This is a genomic window from Flavobacterium antarcticum DSM 19726, from assembly GCF_000419685.1.
In the GTDB taxonomy this organism is placed as follows: Bacteria; Bacteroidota; Bacteroidia; order Flavobacteriales; family Flavobacteriaceae; genus Flavobacterium; species Flavobacterium antarcticum.
The window spans coordinates 61640-78361 of record NZ_ATTM01000003.1 but is presented as its reverse complement, the minus strand read 5'-3'; the positions used below and the strand labels follow the sequence as shown (position 1 = coordinate 78361).

The following is a 16722-nucleotide window of genomic DNA, read 5'->3' as shown; positions in this document are numbered from 1 at the left end:
CGAACCGTTAAAATTTCCAAAGTCCGTAAACTTGCCAATAATTGAAGTTTTTATCGAAACTCATATTATATCTTGTACCGAAAGTTGGTCCAATCCTTGCAAATCCCAACGTTAAATCGAGCAAAATACCGGCTTTGAAATCGCTAAATGTTTCCGAATTTTTAGTGTTTGCCAGTTCAGTATTCATTAAATAATCGTCCTTTTGTCCTTCGAAATTTTCAATAATAAGATCCGTATTTTCTTTTTTAGAGATATTAATATTTCCCTGAATTCCTGCTCCAATTCCCACATAATTATTTAAATTATAACGAACCAAAATCGGAAGTTCCAAATTGTAATTTTGAAATTCTGAATTAGAGGTGATCCTTTGCAAGTGCGGATTTCCATTTTCAGAAGTGATGATGAAGTCCTTGACAGTAGTGTCACTTTTATAATTGTTTAGACCATTTTGCAATTCCACTTGCCAATACCAACGATAGGACTTAAAAGGACTTACGGTTGCTGCGACGAAATAACTTTTAGAATCTTTCAGATCAGGAAAATAATTGTATCCCGCTTTGGCACCGATTGAAATTCCTGGAAGAAATCTTGTAGTGGCGTAATTTGTAATTACAGGTTCGTTTTTGTCAAAATAAATAGCCGTGCGACTTTTGGTTTTTTTCTTGTGGAAATCTTTTGCGAATTTCAGAGTGTACTTTACAAATCCTTTCGTACTGTCTTTCTCGGTTACATTTTTTTGATTGCTTCCGGGAACATAGATGTTTCTGAAAACAAAATGGATTTGTTTTTCCTTAATTATTGTATCCAAACAACTGTAATTTACCACTTCGTCTTTTGGGCAAATGGGACATTTTGGATACATGTCAGTTACTTCCAACGTCGATTTGTCAAACATGTCTGGAATATCGCTTTCTAGTCGAATCATTCTCGCAGGACCTTCGCCATCATTTTGAAAACGAATTTTGAAGTTCAATGCTTTAAAACGAACTAATCTGTAATTCATAAAAGCGGCATTGCTCGACATTTTGTTTGGATCATGGGAAGTAACAATTTCCATCTCAAGTGTTTTCTTTTTATGGGTTTTGTAGTTTCGATCTGGAATGTAAACACCTCTCATTTTTACGATGGCGCTTGTGTCTTTCAGCATTTCCGGAGTGGTTTTGAACGTAAAAAACACATTTCTGATTTCGCCGGGATCCATATTGTCAAATTCTAAAATATGGTTGTTGTTAAAAAGTGATTTGCTTTCTGATATCGTCATTTCTAGATTTTCATCCGTCGGATTTAGAATGTTTTTTGGAATTGAAAAACCAGAAGCTGAAGCCAAATAACTTTGAGTGTAATTGCTTTCTTTGGCAAAAGCCAAATCGTTTTCTAGTACTTCTTTTTCATTAAAATGAGTTCGAGTTTCAATTAAATCGAAGTTTTTATTTTTAAACTCTTTTTCATTGTAAAAAAGATACAGTTTTCCGTTTGCCACATAATTCAATTGATTTTCATAACTGACAACAACAACCAGTTCTTCTTCTGGTACTGGTTCTCTACTTGCGAAAATAGTGTAGCCATCTGCGATAGGAATTGAAGCAAAGTCGCTAAAATCGGTATCGGTAATATCAGTTACAGCAACTGTTTTAGGTCGTGTTTTGGGTGGTTTTCCGTTGTCGTAGTTATTGGTTACGGAAAGATTGACCTTATAATCGCCTTTTTTCTTATACTTTTTTTTTGGTTCTGATTCTTTACTAAAAGTGCCGTCACCAAATTCCCAAAAATTAGTAAATCGGGCTGGGGGTGCTCCCGCAATAGGAAAAAGTGGCGGTAAGTCTGCTAAAAAATAGACTGTATTTCCTTTTTTCTCGTATTTAATATTCGCCCGTCTTGTTACAGTATCGTTCTTTACAGTTTGCGAAAAGGCCAAGTTACAACTGAATGCAACTAGAAGTAAAAAGACTAAATTTCTCATAACTAAAAAATTAGGGGTTCATAAATATAAAAAAAGTGAGGGACATCTCCTCACTTTTATCTTTAAAATGCATAATCTGAATTATCTTCCTACTTTTAAAAAAAGTAAGTCAGAGGCATTTTTGTAAATTAGGGTCTAGATTCAACTATTGTAATGCATTGATTATTGCGATAAATTGCGTTTCAGTAGCTAGTTGGGTTTCAGACAAGCTAAAAGTCACAGAATGATTCATCTCAATCGGTTGGCTTGGTTTAATTGCATATCTGAATTTACCATTTTCTTCCGTTACGAAAATAAAATAGGAATCTAATCCAACGGGATATTGGCCAGAAATATTACCTAATGAATTTGGAAAATCGGATGTCGCTTGAAAAACAAAACTGTTTCCGTTTCCGTAACCTTGTGGAACTAATGTTGTAATATTCGTTTTAGGTCCTGGATAATTCATAAACTTGTCGCAATTAAACCATCCAAAACTGCTGTAAAGCGCTGTGTATGATTCTGCAGTTGTAAAATCACTTTCACCAATCCAAAACTCCGTACTCGTTGATTCTTCCCAAAGTAATTCGCCATTGGCATCAATTGTTCCATCAAAAGGAAGCATGTCGTTTTGAGTTCCGCCAGTTAAAGAAGTGGGAACAACAAGTAGCATGTCGCAAATTAATGTTAGTTGTTCACCATTTTGAGTCACATTCACATAAAATTCTCCACCCGAAGTTAACAATCGGTTTTCGCCTGCAACTTTACCCATTGTGGGTTTGTTAGTCACGATCATATCTCCTCTGTCAAAGATTTCAACATATTCAAGATCTACATTTCCGGTTACAGCTGCTCCATTTTTGCGGAGACAACCACCATTAATCAGTAGTTTAACACCTCTCTCAGAAGTAAATGTAAAAGTAGTTGTCGCGTCAAAACTTTCTGTTTGGGTATGATTATTCATTCCTGTTGTAAACAAAGATTTGAATTGAGCGGTAGTTGGAGGATTCCCATAAGACTCTTGATTCCCGTCCGTATCGCAACTGATGGTGATTAACGCAAGTAGTGCTAAAACACCGAAAATTTTATTTGTTCTTTTCATGATTTCTAAATTTTAAGATTATTTATTATTTTTATTGAAAGTAAAGACGGTGGGTTTTACACCGTCTTTGTATTTTTTTTTAGTTAAGGAAGTGCATTAATAACACTTACTAAAGCTGCTTCTGAGCCTAAAGTTGTTTCAGCTAAAGTAAAAGTGTACACGTCGTTTTCTTGAATAGTAACTCCTTTAACGGCATACCTCCATTGTCCATTTTCTTCTGTGGCAAAAATCACGTGACATTCTAATCCAATTGGAATTTGACCATAATGCTCTGTGAAAAGTTGGCTCACATTGTCAAAACTATCCAGTTTAGCTAATGAACTTCCTTCGCCATCATAATGCAAGTAAATAGCACTGTTTCCAAAATTATATCCTTCCGGTACGTCAGCAAGAATCGTAGTTTTTGGTCGAGGGTCAGAATAAAAACGGTCTACATTTGTCCATCCAAAGTTGCCAAAGAATGCATAATAAGCAGCGCCTTCTCCTTGTCCTTCCCCAAATACACCTTGTTGTCCTGCAGCATCGGGTCCGATTTCATTCCATTTTAAATTTCCGTCTTCGTCAATAACTCCTGTCCAAAGCACCATTTCGTTATCGATTCCACCAGTTAAATTTGCTGGAATTTTTAAATTCATATTACAACCTAGGTCGAGTTGCTGTCCATTTTGTGTTGCGTTAATGTAAAATTCTCCACCTGAAATAATAAGTCCGAATCCACCACCTGGCAAAGCTCCCATCGTTGTTTTGTTTGTTACTAACATTGTTCCTGGGTCAAAAACTTCTGCATATTCAATATTCACTTCTCCGGTTACAGGATTTCCATTAAGAGTAAGGCAATTGGCATTGATCGTTAATTCAACTCCCTTGTCGCTCGTAAAAGTTGAGGTTCCATCTTCTGCAATTAAAGTAAATTGTTGGGTAATTTTATCCATCGCACTTTCTCGTAAAGCGTTAAATGCTGAAGCAGTTGGTGCTACATTGCTTGGATTGTTGTCGTCGTCGTTGCTGTCGCAATTAGCAAATGCCAATGCCGCTAAAAGTAATAGTCCGGTTTTTCTAAATGTGTTTTTCATGATTTCTAATTTTTAAAGGTTGGTTTTTATTATATCAATTGTGTTTTAAATTTGTTACCCCTGTTTTTGTTTTCTGTTGAAATTTTATTTTCAGAGTTACTGATGGTAGATCAACTAGTAATTAGAATTGTTACCCTCTTTCGCTAATATTTTTTACATTAGCAGTAAATAAGGCATTTATGAAGGAAGTTGTTGTACATAAAGATCAGTTCTATATTGATGGATTAATCCAGAACGATTCCCGTACAATTGATCTGATTTATCAAAAATTTGCGCCAAAAGTGAAGCATTATGTTAGAACAAATAATGGTGATGATGCTGCTGCAAAGGATGTTATTCAAGAAGTATTGATTATTATTTACAACCAAGCAAAAACGAACGGACTTCAGCTTACATGTCCGTTTGATGCGTATTTTTTTCTACTCTGTAAAAGAAAATGGCTCAATGAATTAAAAAAATCTTCAAATAATACGGTAACAATTCAGGACGATAGTGGATATAAAGAGGAAGCTGCTGAAGCGATGGCATTTGAAACAGAACATTTTAATGAAAGGCAATCTTTATTTGACGAAATGTTTCAAAAACTAGGTGAAAAATGTCAAGAGGTACTTAAATTGAGTTTTGTGACTAAAACAATGGAAGAAGTTGCTGCAAAACTAAATGTAACTTATGGATACGTTCGTAAGAAGAAATCAATTTGTACCGGCCAATTGACGCAGATGATTCAAGAATCGAACAGATTTAAATCAATTAAAAACTAAAGCCATGAACGAGGAATTATACATAAGTTTTGAAAGTTACCTTCAAGACGAAATGACATCGGTTGATAAAATTGACTTTGAGGAGCAGTTGACCAACGATGCCGATTTTCGGACGCAGTTTGAGGCTTATCGGGAAGTAACCAATTTACTAGAACAAAAATTTTCAGCAGAAAAAGATTCATTTAAAGAAAATTTAAATACCATATCCGAAACGTATTTTTCCAAAACGGAATTTAAAAAACCGAAAGTAATTTCGTTTAAGCCGTGGTTGTATGCTGCAGCAGCATCTTTCGTGTTGCTTATGGGAACTTGGTTTGTATTTCAAAATAACCAACCTCTTTATGACGATTTTGCTCATGAAGAAGCTCATTTTGTCAGCCGTGACGGCGAGAATGCTGACCTGAAAATTGCGCAAGATTTATTCAACAACAAAGAGTATTCAAAAGCAGTTTCAGTTTTTGAGAAATTAGGACGCGACAATCAAGAGGTCAATTACTTTTACGCTATTTCTCTTATTGAAATTGAAAATTATTCGAAAGCAGAAGCCATTCTTACTGATTTACAAAATGGAAATTCAGTTTATAAAGAAAAAGCAGTTTGGTACAAAGCGTTATCAGCATTGAAACAAGAAAAAATAGACAGGTGTCGAAAAATCTTAAAAGAGATTCCTTCAGAAGCTGAAGATTATCAAAAAGCACAGAAATTATTAAAAGACTTGGATTAATTTTGTTCAAAAGCCGTTATATTGAAGTGTAACGGCTTTTCTTTTTTGCTAACTTTGTATCTTTGCCACTTTACAAAACCAAATGATTATTACAGATACCCATTCGCATTTATATAGCGAAGAATTTATAGCGGACCAAGATGAGATGATGCAGCGTGCTTTTGACGCCGGCGTTCACCGAATTTTCGTACCCTCAATTGATTCTACTTATACCGAAAAAATGTACGAAGTGGAAGCTAAATATACTGAAAATGTTTTTCTGATGATGGGTTTGCATCCAACGCATGTTAAAGAAAATGTCGAAGCTGAACTTGCATTTGTAGAAACGGAATTGGCACGAAGAAAATTTTATGCCGTTGGCGAAATCGGTATTGATTTATTCTGGGATAAAACGTTTTTAGAACAGCAGAAATATGCTTTTCGCAGACAGATACAATTGGCAAAAAAATATAAACTTCCCATAAATATTCATTGTAGAGATGCTTTTGATGAAGTGTTTGAAGTTTTAAAAGAAGAAGCGTCGCCCGAATTATTCGGTATTTTTCATTGTTTCACCGGGACTTACGAACAAGCTTTAGAAGCGATTTCGTACAATATGAAATTGGGAATTGGTGGAGTAGTAACTTTTAAAAATGGCAAAGTAGATCAGTTTTTAAATAAGATTGATCTCAAGCATATTGTTTTAGAAACAGATTCACCTTATTTAGCTCCTGTTCCTTATCGTGGCAAACGGAATGAAAGCAGTTATGTGGTGAATGTTGTAAAGAAATTAGCAGAATTATACGACACAACTGTCGAGAATATTGCGGAAATTACAACGGAAAATTCAAAAGCAGTTTTCGGTATTTAGAGAGTAAAAAATCACAAAAGTCAATAAAATATTGTTCTTTTGTTATATTAATTATAAAAAGTAGTAATGCAGAGATTTGACGCTATTCGTCCGTTTTATGATTCCGAAATCAACGAGGCACTTGTAAAAGTTATTGACCATCCGATGATGAAAGCCTTAATGAATTTTGCTTTTCCAGGCGTTGACGACGAGCATTGGAAAGAGCAATTAACTAAAACACATTCGACGCGTGATTTTCAGTGCAATTTTATTTACCAAGCATTGATGCAGGTTTTGCAGAAAACTTCAGACGGAATGTCTACTTCAGGTTTTGATACTTTAGAGCCTAATACATCCTATCTTTTTATTTCCAACCATCGTGATATTATTTTAGATACTTCCTTATTAAATGCGTGTCTTTTTGACAATGGATTGGTAATGACGGCGTCGGCAATTGGTGATAATTTAGTTCAAAAAGAGTTTCTTTATACGTTGTCAAAATTGAACAGAAACTTTTTAGTGCAAAGAGGTTTGTCACCTCGTGAAATGTTGCAGAGTTCGAAACTTTTAGCAGAATACATAGGAAGTTTATTGCAACGCGAAAATCGTTCAGTATGGATTGCACAGCGGGAAGGAAGAACAAAAGACGGAAACGACGCCACACATCAAGGTGTTTTAAAGATGTTGGGAATGGGTTCTGATGAACCTAACTTGATGGATTACTTTAAAAAAGTAAAAATTGTTCCTGTATCTATTTCTTATGAATACGACCCAACAGATGCGTTGAAAATTCCCCAACTAATGGCTGAAGCCAATAAAGAAGTGTACATTAAAGAGAAAAATGAAGATTTTAATACTTTAATGAGTGGAATTATGGGCCAAAAAAAGCACATTCATATTCATGTAGGAAAAGTTTTAAACGAAGAATTAGACGGCATTAAAGCAGAATTTGACAATACAAACAAGCAAATTCAAGCTTTGGCACAAGTAATTGACGACTCCATTTTACAATCCTACAAATTGTGGCCGACCAATTACATTGCATACGATCTTCTGCACAAGACGCAAACCTATAAAGATTTTTACACCGAAAATGAAAAATGTTTATTTGAACGCCGTTTAGAGATGCGAATTGACGAAGGAAACCCAATTCAAAGAGACGGATTCTTAGCGATGTATGCAAATCCAGTTGCGAATAAATTAAAATACGAAAATGCCATCTAAAGCTAGAATTTTACTCATTTACACCGGTGGAACAATCGGGATGATGAAGGATTTTGAAACAGGAGCCTTGAAAGCTTTCAATTTTAGTAAATTACTGCAACGCATTCCTGAGTTAAAGCAATTGGATTGCGAAATTGAAACGATTTCATTTGAAAATCCAATTGATTCTTCGAATATCAATCCTGAAATGTGGGATCAAATTGCCACAATGATTGAAGAAAATTATGTTATTTACGATGGTTTTGTGGTGCTTCACGGTTCTGATACCATGTCGTATTCTGCATCAGCATTGAGTTTTATGTTGGAAAATTTAGCAAAACCAGTAATCTTCACAGGATCCCAGTTGCCAATTGGCGATTTACGCACTGATGCTAAAGAAAATCTGATTACAGCAATTCAAATCGCTTCTTTACAAGTTAAAAGCAAACCTGTCATTCAAGAAGTGGGTTTGTATTTTGAATATAAATTATACCGTGGAAACCGTACTACAAAAATAAACGCGGAACATTTCAACGCTTTTAATTCGCCTAATTATCCTGCATTAGCAGAATCAGGTGTCCATTTAAAGGTGGAAAAAGAATTGTTTTTTAAAAACAAATCAAGCAAAGATTTAATCGTTCATAAACATTTGAACAACAACGTGTTTGTTTTAAAGTTATTTCCAGGAATAAATGAAGCAGCCATGAATGCAGTTATCAATATTCCAAATTTGAAAGGAATCGTCATTGAAACCTATGGAGCAGGAAATGCACCAACTGAGGATTGGTTTTTGAGTTCCTTACAAGAAGCCGTAAATAAAGGGTTACATATCGTCAATGTTACGCAATGTTCCGGTGGAAGTGTAAATATGGGTCAGTATGAAACAAGTACAGCACTGAAAACGCTTGGCATAATTTCAGGTAAAGACATTACTACCGAAGCTGCAATTACTAAAATGATGTATTTATTAGCGCAAAATGTTTCTGCAACGAGTTTCAAAACCATTTTTGAAACGTCTTTACGTGGTGAATTATCCTAAAAAAGTACCGTTTAAATTATGTAAACTGCTTTTTTTTAATGTTATTTGCAATCCAATAAAGAGAGGTGTCCGAGTGGTTGAAGGAGCTAGCCTGGAAAGCTAGTATATGGGGTAACTGTATCGAGGGTTCGAATCCCTTTCTCTCTGCAAAAAATAAAAATTTTAAAAGCCTCTGCAATCTTTCGATTTACGAGGCTTTTTTTATAATACAAAAAGGAAAAGTTATGTTTCTATCAATAAGTTTAGTTATTCTTGGTTTTGTAGGACTGATTTACGGTGCAAATTGGCTTGTAAATGGTGCTTCTTCTTTGGCAAAGAAAAACAATATATCTGATTTAGTAATTGGTTTGACGATCGTTGCTTTTGGAACTTCCGCTCCAGAATTAGTCGTTAATTCCGTGGCATCGCTCGATGGCTTTACTGATATTGTTTTGGGAAATATTATCGGAAGCAATAATTTCAACCTCTTTATTATTCTAGGAATCGCTAGTTTAGTGTATCCAATCGCAGTTCAAAACTCAACAGCGAAAGGTGAAATTCCAATTTCATTACTTGTCGCTTTAGTGGTTTTTGCTTTTGCGAATGATTTTTTTACAGGCTCAAATTCATCAATATCAAGAATTGATGCTGTTTTTCTATTAATGCTTTTTGGTGGCTTCCTCTATTATATTTTCAGACAATTAAAAACACAACGGCCTGAAGAAATTGACGTTTCTCCGAAGTCAAATGGTCAAATTACATTGCTGATCATTCTTGGATTCGCAGGATTAATAATTGGTGGAAAACTAGTGGTAGACAATGCCGTCTCAATTGCAACAGATCTAGGAGTAAGTCAGAAAATCATTGCGTTAACAATTATTGCCGCAGGAACTTCTTTACCTGAATTAGTGACGTCCGTTGTTGCCGCCATGAAAAAGAACAGCGACATCGCAATTGGAAACGTAGTTGGCTCGAATATCTTTAATTTATTATTGGTGTTACCGATTTCAGCTTTAATAAATCCGATTCAGTACAATACCAACTTTAATCAGGACTTGCTGATTTTAAGTGGTGGAACTATCTTCGTAGTAATTGCAATTTTTACAGGAAAGAGTCGGAATATTAGTAGAATTCAAGGTTCGATTTTGCTGGTTTCTTACTTGCTTTATACCGTTTATTTGGTTTCAAAAGAACTTTAAATCAGGTATAATTATCTGACGTTAATCTTCTTGTTCAGAATTTTCTAAAGATGAAATTAGTATCGTTTTCACTTGTGTCAATGCATCGTCTTTCGCTTCTGCAAATGAAATCCCGTATTTTCTAATGATGTTTTTCAAATTTTCAGGATAATTTGATAAAATGGCGTCGTAGTAATTATCTAATATGTTTTGGCTCGGCATTTCAAATTTAATGCGAAGCTGAAATCTTCTCAAAAGTGCTTTGTCAATCATTTCTACGTGATTCGTGGCGCAAATTAACAATGCATTTTTCGGATAATAGTCAATCAATTGAATGATGGAATTAACGAGTCGTCGCATTTCACCCACATCTTTATCGTCCGTTTCGCGTTCTTTTCCAATTTGATCGAATTCATCTAAAAATAAAACCGCTTTTTCTCGTGCTGCTTTGTCAAAAACCTGCTTTACGTTTTGAGCCGTTTCGCCAATTCGTGAACAAACTACATTGCTCAAGTTTAAAATCACTAAAGGTTTGCCTAAAGCTTTCGCAATAGCTTTTGCAGTAGTGGTTTTCCCGCAACCCGAACTTCCGTAAAGTAAAACCTTATTATTGATGGGCAAATTGAACTTAGATAATTCTTCGACATACTTATACTCTTTCAATAAGTTGTGAATATTTTTTTCATTTTCAGAATCGAAAATGATGTCTTTTAAATCAACATCTTGCTTGTCGGTAATGACTAAATCGAATAATTGCATGTGAAAATCGTGTAGTGGTTTTGACTGCAAAAATAACCTAATAAATACACTTTATGCTAACAAACCAATCCATATTCAATAACGATGAGGTAAAAAAAAACTCCTAATTAATTAGGAGCTTTTAGTTATTTTATTAATGTGCTTTCAACTTTTCAAAAGTAGTTGTCAGTAATTTTTTCATTTTATCAGTCGCACCGCTAACGGCTTTTTCAATCGTATCTGCGTGATTGGTAACGGCAACTGGATTTTTTCCGGCTAGACGTACTTCAATCATACATCGTTTATCATCGACGCCAAATTTATCATTGTTTTCATCACCTACGTGAACTTCAACTCTGGTAATTTTATCTTCAAAGCGTTTTAAACTTTCCGTGATTTCTTCTGAAAAGTGACTTTGCATTCTCTCGTGTCCTTCTACTGTTTTGTCTGTATTGAATTGTATTTGCATAATTAGTTTTTTTTAATTTATAGCTACTCAAATTTAAGCAACACACTTAACAAAAGCCATTCAATTAGTAAAAAATTGTGACACATAAAGCGTTATTTTTATCGTGAAAATAAATTCTATTCCTACAATTTCAATCGGTAAAGATAACTTTGATATATTTGTATCATGCTTCAAAATTTCATTCCTTCAAAATAAATGCGGTACCTCTTATTACTTTTAGCTTGCCTGACTTTAGCAACTTCTTTTGCGCAAGAAGATTTGCCTAAAACAACTGTTGATACTACCTTTTTTACGAAAGTGGATTCACTGTATCGGGAAGATCAGTTTTATGTTGGCATAAATTATAATTTATTGACGAATGTGCCAAAAGGAGTTCGACAAAATGGATTTTCATCTGGAATTTCGGCTGGTTTTCTTCGAGACATGCCGCTTAACGAGAAACGGACGTTTGCAATTGCCGTTGGAGCAGGTCTATCGTATGCCAATTACCGACAGAATTTAGTTATCAATGAAGAATTTGGAACTAAAAATTACGAGATCGTTGACGATGCAGATCTTTCAAAAGGAAAAATTGAGCAATTTTTTATTGATGTTCCCATTGAATTCCGATGGCGAAACTCGACGCCAACATCGTATAAGTTTTGGCGTATTTATACTGGTTTTAAGGTTCAATACGCAATTTACGACAGAAGCAAACACGAAGGAATTGGGTTCAGCTACAGTGTTACAAATAATAAAGACTTAAACAAGCTTCAGTTTGGACCTTATATTGCCGTTGGATTTAACACGTGGAATTTTCAAGCCTATTATGGTTTGAATCCCATGTTTAAAAATGTTACTGTGAATAATGAGTCCTTGAAAATGAAGACGCTAAATCTTGGACTGATGTTTTATATTCTATAACCAAAAATATAAGAGTCCAATTTGTGGCAAACTTCCAATCAATCCCCCTAAAATTAATTCCGTGGGCGTGTGTGCTTTCATAGCCAGACGCGAAGATGCGACAAAACCGTTACAAAGAAGTAAAGGAACAATAACCCACAACATTCGTACATTATAATGCATGCTGATTCCGATTACGAATACGGTAAGTGATGCAATCGCTAATTGGTGCAAACTCACTTTAAATTTGGTAAACAAAAATACAAATGCCCAAAATGTGCTGATAAAACTCGCTAAAAAGAAAAAGTACAAAATAGGGAAGTAGTCAATCGTAATGCTTTTTCGAATCAAAATTAAAAGTAAGATTGCGTGAATTAATAAAGGCAATCTACGTTGATTTTTGTGTGCTAACATGATGGAATCTACTTTTCCAAGAGAAAGTAAAAGGTAATAAATCGTCAGTGGAATGAAGATGGTAATGATGACAATTTGAATAATGACCAAATATACTTCACGATAATCATAGCTGTGTTTGCCAAAAAAGAAAAACAAAATTACCGCATAAACCGATATAAATAACGGATGAAATAAATAGGAAAATGCAGGTAGGATTTTTCTCAACATAGGTGTTTGCTTACATTTTTTTCCGCATTCTAGCCACAGGAATGTCAAGTTGTTCGCGGTATTTCGCAATCGTTCTTCTTGCAATTGGATAGCCTTTTTCTTTTAAAAGTTCAGCAAGTTGATCGTCCGGAAATGGTTTTTTCTTGTCTTCTGCTTCAATAATGTTTTGCAAAATTTTCTTAATTTCCAAAGTCGAAACATCTTCCCCTTGGTCATTTTTCATTGCTTCGGAGAAAAATTCTTTAATCAATTTCGTTCCATAAGGCGTTTCCACGTATTTACTATTCGCCACACGAGAAACGGTCGAAATATCAAGGCCAACTAAATCCGCAATATCTTTTAGAATCATCGGTCGCAACTTGGTTTCGTCGCCTTCTAAAAAGAAATCTTCTTGGTAATGCATAATGGCATTCATTGTCACATAAAGGGTTTCCTGACGTTGCTTAATCGCGTCAATAAACCATTTTGCCGAATCAAGTTTCTGCTTAATAAACTGAACCGCATCTTTCTGCGAATTCGATTTATCCCGCGAATCCTTATACGTCTGCATCATTTCCTGGTAATCTTTCGAAACATGTAAAGACGGAGCATTTCTGCCATTCAAACTCAATTCTAGTTCGCCATCCACAATCCTGATGGTAAAATCGGGAACCACATTCTCCGTAATCTTACTGTTTCCTGCAAAAGAACCACCTGGTTTTGGATTTAGTTTTTCAATTTCGTGAACCGCTTTTTTAAGCAATTCATTCGTGCAATCGTATTTTTGTAAAAGCTTGTCGTAGTGTTTTTTGGTAAACGCGTCAAACTGATTCTCGATAATGTCAGTCGCTAAATCAACAGATTCTGTTGGTGTTTTGTGCTTCAATTGCAACAACAAACACTCCTGCAAATCACGAGCACCAACTCCTGAAGGTTCTAATTGATGAATGACGTGCAGAATCTTTTCTACTGCAGCTTCGTCGGTATAAATGGCTTGCGTAAACGCCATATCATCCACAATATCAGGAATACTTCTTCGGATGTAACCCATGTCGTCAATGCTTCCAACCAAGAATTCAGCAATTTGACGTTCGTTATCATTCAGGATAAACGTATTTAACTGATTAATTAAATCCTGGTGAAAACTCCACGAAGCCGCTAGAGGCGAATCGCGTTCGTCTTCTTCACTGTAATTATTGACTTGCGTTTTGTAATCCGGCGTTTCGTCGTCGCTTAAATATTCATCAATGTTGATGTCTTCTGCTTCAATGCGTTCGTTGTCGTCATTATCATCATAATCATCGTCTTCAAACTCGAGTTCATCGTTTTCATATTCCTCTTCTTCGCTTCCTTCAAGTGCAGGATTTTCGTTCATTTCTTCTTTCAAACGTTGTTCAAAAGCTTGCGTAGGCAATTGAATTAACTTCATCAACTGAATTTGCTGAGGAGATAATTTTTGAGATAATTTTAAATTTAAAAACTGCTTAAGCATTTTAAGAAATTATGATTTAAGATTTATGAATTATGATTTTAATTGTAAGGTTTGAAGCTTCAAGTTACGAAACATTAATGTTGGAAATTAATATTCTTGGACTAAAACCTCGGTAGGTATGTTTAAAGTTGCACTTAATTTTCTAATCATTCCTAAAGTTAGTTTGCGTTTGCCATTAAGAATTTCACTTACACGACTGGTAAAACCAACAGCTTCTGCCAAGTCCTTCTGTTTCATTCCCATTTGTTCCATGCGAAATTTTATCGCTTGAATTGGGTCGGGCATTCCAATCGGATAGTGTTCATCTTCATATTTTTCAATTAAAATAGACAACACTTCTGCCTCATCTCCATCAGGTGTATCAACTTCAGCGTGAAAAATTACTTCTAATCGCTCCAATGCTTCGTCGTAATCTTGCTCTGTTTTAATTGCTTTTATTTCCATGTCAAATATTATTTGCGTCTATTTTATCGTATTCTTTGTGCGTCCCTATAAATCGAATAAATGCCCATTTTCTTATAAAATTTATTTCTACAATTAAACGGTACTTGTTTCCACAGATATTAAAAACGACCTTGTTGTTTCTTAAAATGCTCGCTGATGCATATTGCAACTTAATTTCATTTGGAGTGTTCCAGTCTGCTTTTGACGCTTCACGAAACCAAACCAGAAGTTGCTGTTCGCTATCAGGATTCAATTCCCAAAAATATCGTAAGGTTCGTTTAGCAAGTACTCTCAAAATGTAAGTTTAAAACAAAGATAACAAAAAAATACCACAGCGGTAACAAATAGGGATTGTTTGATTCAGCACTGATAATTTATTACATGAAAGTATTTGAAAATAAAAGGTTTAAAGCTGCTGAAGATTTCAACAACTTTAAACCTGAAACTTTAAACTAACTATTTTTTAAAACTCCGCATTCCCAGGCGTTCTTGGAAAAGGAATCACATCTCTAATATTAGTCATACCCGTCACGAACAGCACAAGTCTTTCAAAACCAAGTCCGAAACCAGAGTGAACTGCACTTCCAAATCGTCTTGTATCCAAGTACCAAGACAACTCTTCTTCATCAATTCCCAATACTTTCATTTTTTCTACTAAAACGTCGTAACGTTCCTCTCTTTGTGAACCACCAACGATTTCGCCAATTCCAGGGAATAAAATATCCATCGCACGAACTGTTTTACCGTCTTCGTTCAGTCGCATGTAAAATGCTTTGATATTGGCAGGATAATCAAACAAGATTACCGGACATTTAAAGTGTTTTTCAACCAAGAAACGTTCGTGTTCTGACTGTAAATCAGCACCCCATTCGTTAATGATATAGTTGAATTTCTTCTTTTTATTTGGTGTTGAATTTCTCAAAATATCAATCGCCTCCGTGTAAGAAACACGTTTGAAGTTGTTCTCTAAAACAAAATTCAATTTGTCTAACAAAGCTAATTCGCTTCTTTCCGCTTGCGGTTTTGATTTTTCCTCCTCAAGCAATCTGCCTTCTAAGAATTTTAAATCATCGCCACATTTATCCATCGTGTATTTAATCACGTATTGAATAAAATCTTCGGCAAGATCCATATTGTCGTTCAAATCATTAAACGCAACTTCCGGCTCAATCATCCAGAATTCCGCCAAGTGACGCGAAGTATTTGAGTTTTCAGCTCTAAATGTAGGTCCAAAAGTATAAACTTGACCCAAAGCCATTGCATACGTTTCTGCTTCTAACTGTCCGGAAACGGTTAAATTGGTATGCTTTCCAAAAAAATCTTTTTTGTAATCAATTGCACCTTCTTCGTTTTTAGGCAGTTTATCCATTGGCAATGAAGTGACCTGGAACATTTCGCCCGCACCTTCAGCATCCGCACCCGTAATTACCGGCGTGTTTACATATACAAAACCTTTTTTCTGAAAATAACTATGAACAGCAAAAGCCAAAACCGAGCGAACACGCATAATTGCTCCAAAAGCATTTGTGCGAACTCTCAAATGTGCATTTTCACGTAGAAATTCTAATGAGTGTTTTTTAGGTTGCATTGGGAATTTATCCGGGTCTGAATCACCTAGAATTTCAATCTTTTTAACTTGAATTTCATACGTCTGACCTGCACCTTTACTTTCTACCAATTCACCCGTAACCGAAACCGCAGCTCCAGTTGTGATTCGTTTCAAAATTTCGTCAGGCGTGTTTTCAAAATCTACCACACACTGAATATTATTAAGCGTCGAGCCGTCATTTAAAGCAATAAACTGGTTATTTCTAAAAGTCCGTACCCATCCTTTTGCATTTACTTCTTGAAGTGTCGTCGTGCTTTTCAGCAAGTCTTTAACTTTTGTATGTTTCATTTTTCAGCTTAAATAAGTGTTTACATAAAAAAGATTCCGAAAGTCTCGAAATCCGATACAAATATAATTGATTTCTTTCTAAAAGCCGACCATTATAACATCTTCAATGGTTGTTTTTGGAGCTTAATCCAGCTATCCGCTGCAATCTTTTAAATTTATAGCCCATGGTTTAAACCATGGGCTATAAATTTAAAAGGATTTCCACTACTATCTGGGCTATGGGATTAGGGAATGTTGAGGTGTTGGGAATTAAAATTGAGGTTTATTCCTATTTTTAGTTGTTATCGCGAGCGTATCGGTCGTGACTATTATAATTTTTAGAACTGATAAAGTTGCACGAGCGGAGACGATCGCGAAAGCGGGGTGATTG

The 16722-nt window shown here is 35.2% G+C and carries 17 protein-coding genes and 1 tRNA gene; 8 read left to right on the top strand and 10 right to left on the bottom strand.

Annotated elements, in window-relative coordinates:
- Positions 1 to 7: 7 nt before the first annotated feature.
- The 3 genes from YWA_RS0105655 to YWA_RS0105645 form a co-directional block, all read right to left on the bottom strand.
- Positions 8 to 1960 carry a DUF7849 domain-containing protein gene (locus YWA_RS0105655; protein ID WP_022827526.1) on the bottom strand — a complete coding sequence of 651 codons (1953 nt, stop codon included), beginning with the start codon at positions 1958 to 1960 and terminating at the stop codon, positions 8 to 10.
- A 145-nt stretch (positions 1961 to 2105) separates the two neighbouring features.
- Positions 2106 to 3041 carry a hypothetical protein gene (locus tag YWA_RS0105650; RefSeq protein ID WP_022827525.1) on the bottom strand — a complete coding sequence of 312 codons (936 nt, stop codon included), beginning with the start codon at positions 3039 to 3041 and terminating at the stop codon, positions 2106 to 2108.
- An 83-nt stretch (positions 3042 to 3124) separates the two neighbouring features.
- The gene (locus YWA_RS0105645; RefSeq protein WP_022827524.1) at positions 3125 to 4114 is read right to left on the bottom strand and encodes a hypothetical protein; all 990 of its coding nucleotides are present in this window, start codon (positions 4112 to 4114) and stop codon (positions 3125 to 3127) included.
- 179 nt (positions 4115 to 4293) lie between these two features.
- Between YWA_RS0105645 and YWA_RS0105640 the strand changes: the two genes are divergently transcribed.
- The 7 genes from YWA_RS0105640 to YWA_RS0105610 all read left to right on the top strand — a co-directional run bounded on the left by YWA_RS0105640 (position 4294) and on the right by YWA_RS0105610 (position 9848).
- Positions 4294 to 4875 carry an RNA polymerase sigma factor gene (locus YWA_RS0105640; protein WP_022827523.1) on the top strand — a complete coding sequence of 194 codons (582 nt, stop codon included), beginning with the start codon at positions 4294 to 4296 and terminating at the stop codon, positions 4873 to 4875.
- A gap of 4 nt (positions 4876 to 4879) precedes the next feature.
- A complete protein-coding gene (locus YWA_RS0105635) occupies positions 4880 to 5599 on the top strand; it encodes a CDC27 family protein (RefSeq protein WP_022827522.1) in 720 nt (239 codons plus the stop codon).
- An 82-nt stretch (positions 5600 to 5681) separates the two neighbouring features.
- Entirely contained in the window at positions 5682 to 6449 is a 768-nt protein-coding gene (locus YWA_RS0105630) for a TatD family hydrolase (RefSeq protein ID WP_022827521.1), read from the top strand.
- Positions 6450 to 6515: 66 nt separating this feature from the next.
- A complete protein-coding gene (locus YWA_RS0105625; RefSeq protein ID WP_022827520.1) occupies positions 6516 to 7652 on the top strand; it encodes a 1-acyl-sn-glycerol-3-phosphate acyltransferase in 1137 nt (378 codons plus the stop codon).
- A complete protein-coding gene (locus YWA_RS0105620) occupies positions 7642 to 8670 on the top strand; it encodes an asparaginase (RefSeq protein ID WP_022827519.1) in 1029 nt (342 codons plus the stop codon). Before YWA_RS0105625 ends, YWA_RS0105620 begins: the two co-directional genes overlap by 11 nt.
- 59 nt (positions 8671 to 8729) lie before the next feature.
- A tRNA-Ser gene (locus YWA_RS0105615) sits at positions 8730 to 8817 on the top strand.
- A 77-nt stretch (positions 8818 to 8894) separates the two neighbouring features.
- Positions 8895 to 9848, top strand: a complete 954-nt coding sequence (locus YWA_RS0105610; protein WP_022827518.1) for a calcium/sodium antiporter — start codon at positions 8895 to 8897, stop codon at positions 9846 to 9848.
- Positions 9849 to 9869: 21 nt separating this feature from the next.
- On the opposite strand, the gene YWA_RS0105605 is transcribed toward YWA_RS0105610, so the two are convergent.
- Positions 9870 to 10586 carry an AAA family ATPase gene (locus YWA_RS0105605; protein WP_022827517.1) on the bottom strand — a complete coding sequence of 239 codons (717 nt, stop codon included), beginning with the start codon at positions 10584 to 10586 and terminating at the stop codon, positions 9870 to 9872.
- 133 nt (positions 10587 to 10719) lie between these two features.
- Positions 10720 to 11034: an HPF/RaiA family ribosome-associated protein gene (locus YWA_RS0105600; RefSeq protein ID WP_022827516.1), complete on the bottom strand. Its 315-nt coding sequence runs from the start codon at positions 11032 to 11034 to the stop codon at positions 10720 to 10722.
- Between the two features lie 195 nt (positions 11035 to 11229).
- Here YWA_RS0105600 and YWA_RS0105595 point away from each other — a divergent pair, with 195 nt between their 5' ends.
- On the top strand, positions 11230 to 11937 hold the full coding sequence (locus tag YWA_RS0105595) for a porin family protein (protein WP_022827515.1): 708 nt from the start codon (positions 11230 to 11232) through the stop codon (positions 11935 to 11937).
- Here YWA_RS0105595 and YWA_RS0105590 read toward each other — a convergent pair.
- The 5 genes from YWA_RS0105590 to asnS form a co-directional block, all read right to left on the bottom strand.
- Positions 11932 to 12540, bottom strand: a complete 609-nt coding sequence (locus YWA_RS0105590) for a hypothetical protein (protein ID WP_022827514.1) — start codon at positions 12538 to 12540, stop codon at positions 11932 to 11934. The genes YWA_RS0105595 and YWA_RS0105590 overlap by 6 nt on opposite strands.
- Positions 12541 to 12550: 10 nt before the next feature.
- Positions 12551 to 14011: an RNA polymerase factor sigma-54 gene (gene rpoN / locus YWA_RS0105585; protein ID WP_022827513.1), complete on the bottom strand. Its 1461-nt coding sequence runs from the start codon at positions 14009 to 14011 to the stop codon at positions 12551 to 12553.
- An 87-nt stretch (positions 14012 to 14098) separates the two neighbouring features.
- Entirely contained in the window at positions 14099 to 14455 is a 357-nt protein-coding gene (locus YWA_RS0105580) for a helix-turn-helix domain-containing protein (RefSeq protein WP_022827512.1), read from the bottom strand.
- 1 nt (position 14456) lies between these two features.
- Positions 14457 to 14750, bottom strand: coding sequence for a type II toxin-antitoxin system HigB family toxin (locus YWA_RS0105575; protein ID WP_022827511.1), 294 nt, complete (start codon positions 14748 to 14750; stop codon positions 14457 to 14459).
- A gap of 168 nt (positions 14751 to 14918) precedes the next feature.
- Positions 14919 to 16352: an asparagine--tRNA ligase gene (gene asnS, locus YWA_RS0105570; protein ID WP_022827510.1), complete on the bottom strand. Its 1434-nt coding sequence runs from the start codon at positions 16350 to 16352 to the stop codon at positions 14919 to 14921.
- Positions 16353 to 16722: the final 370 nt, after the last annotated feature.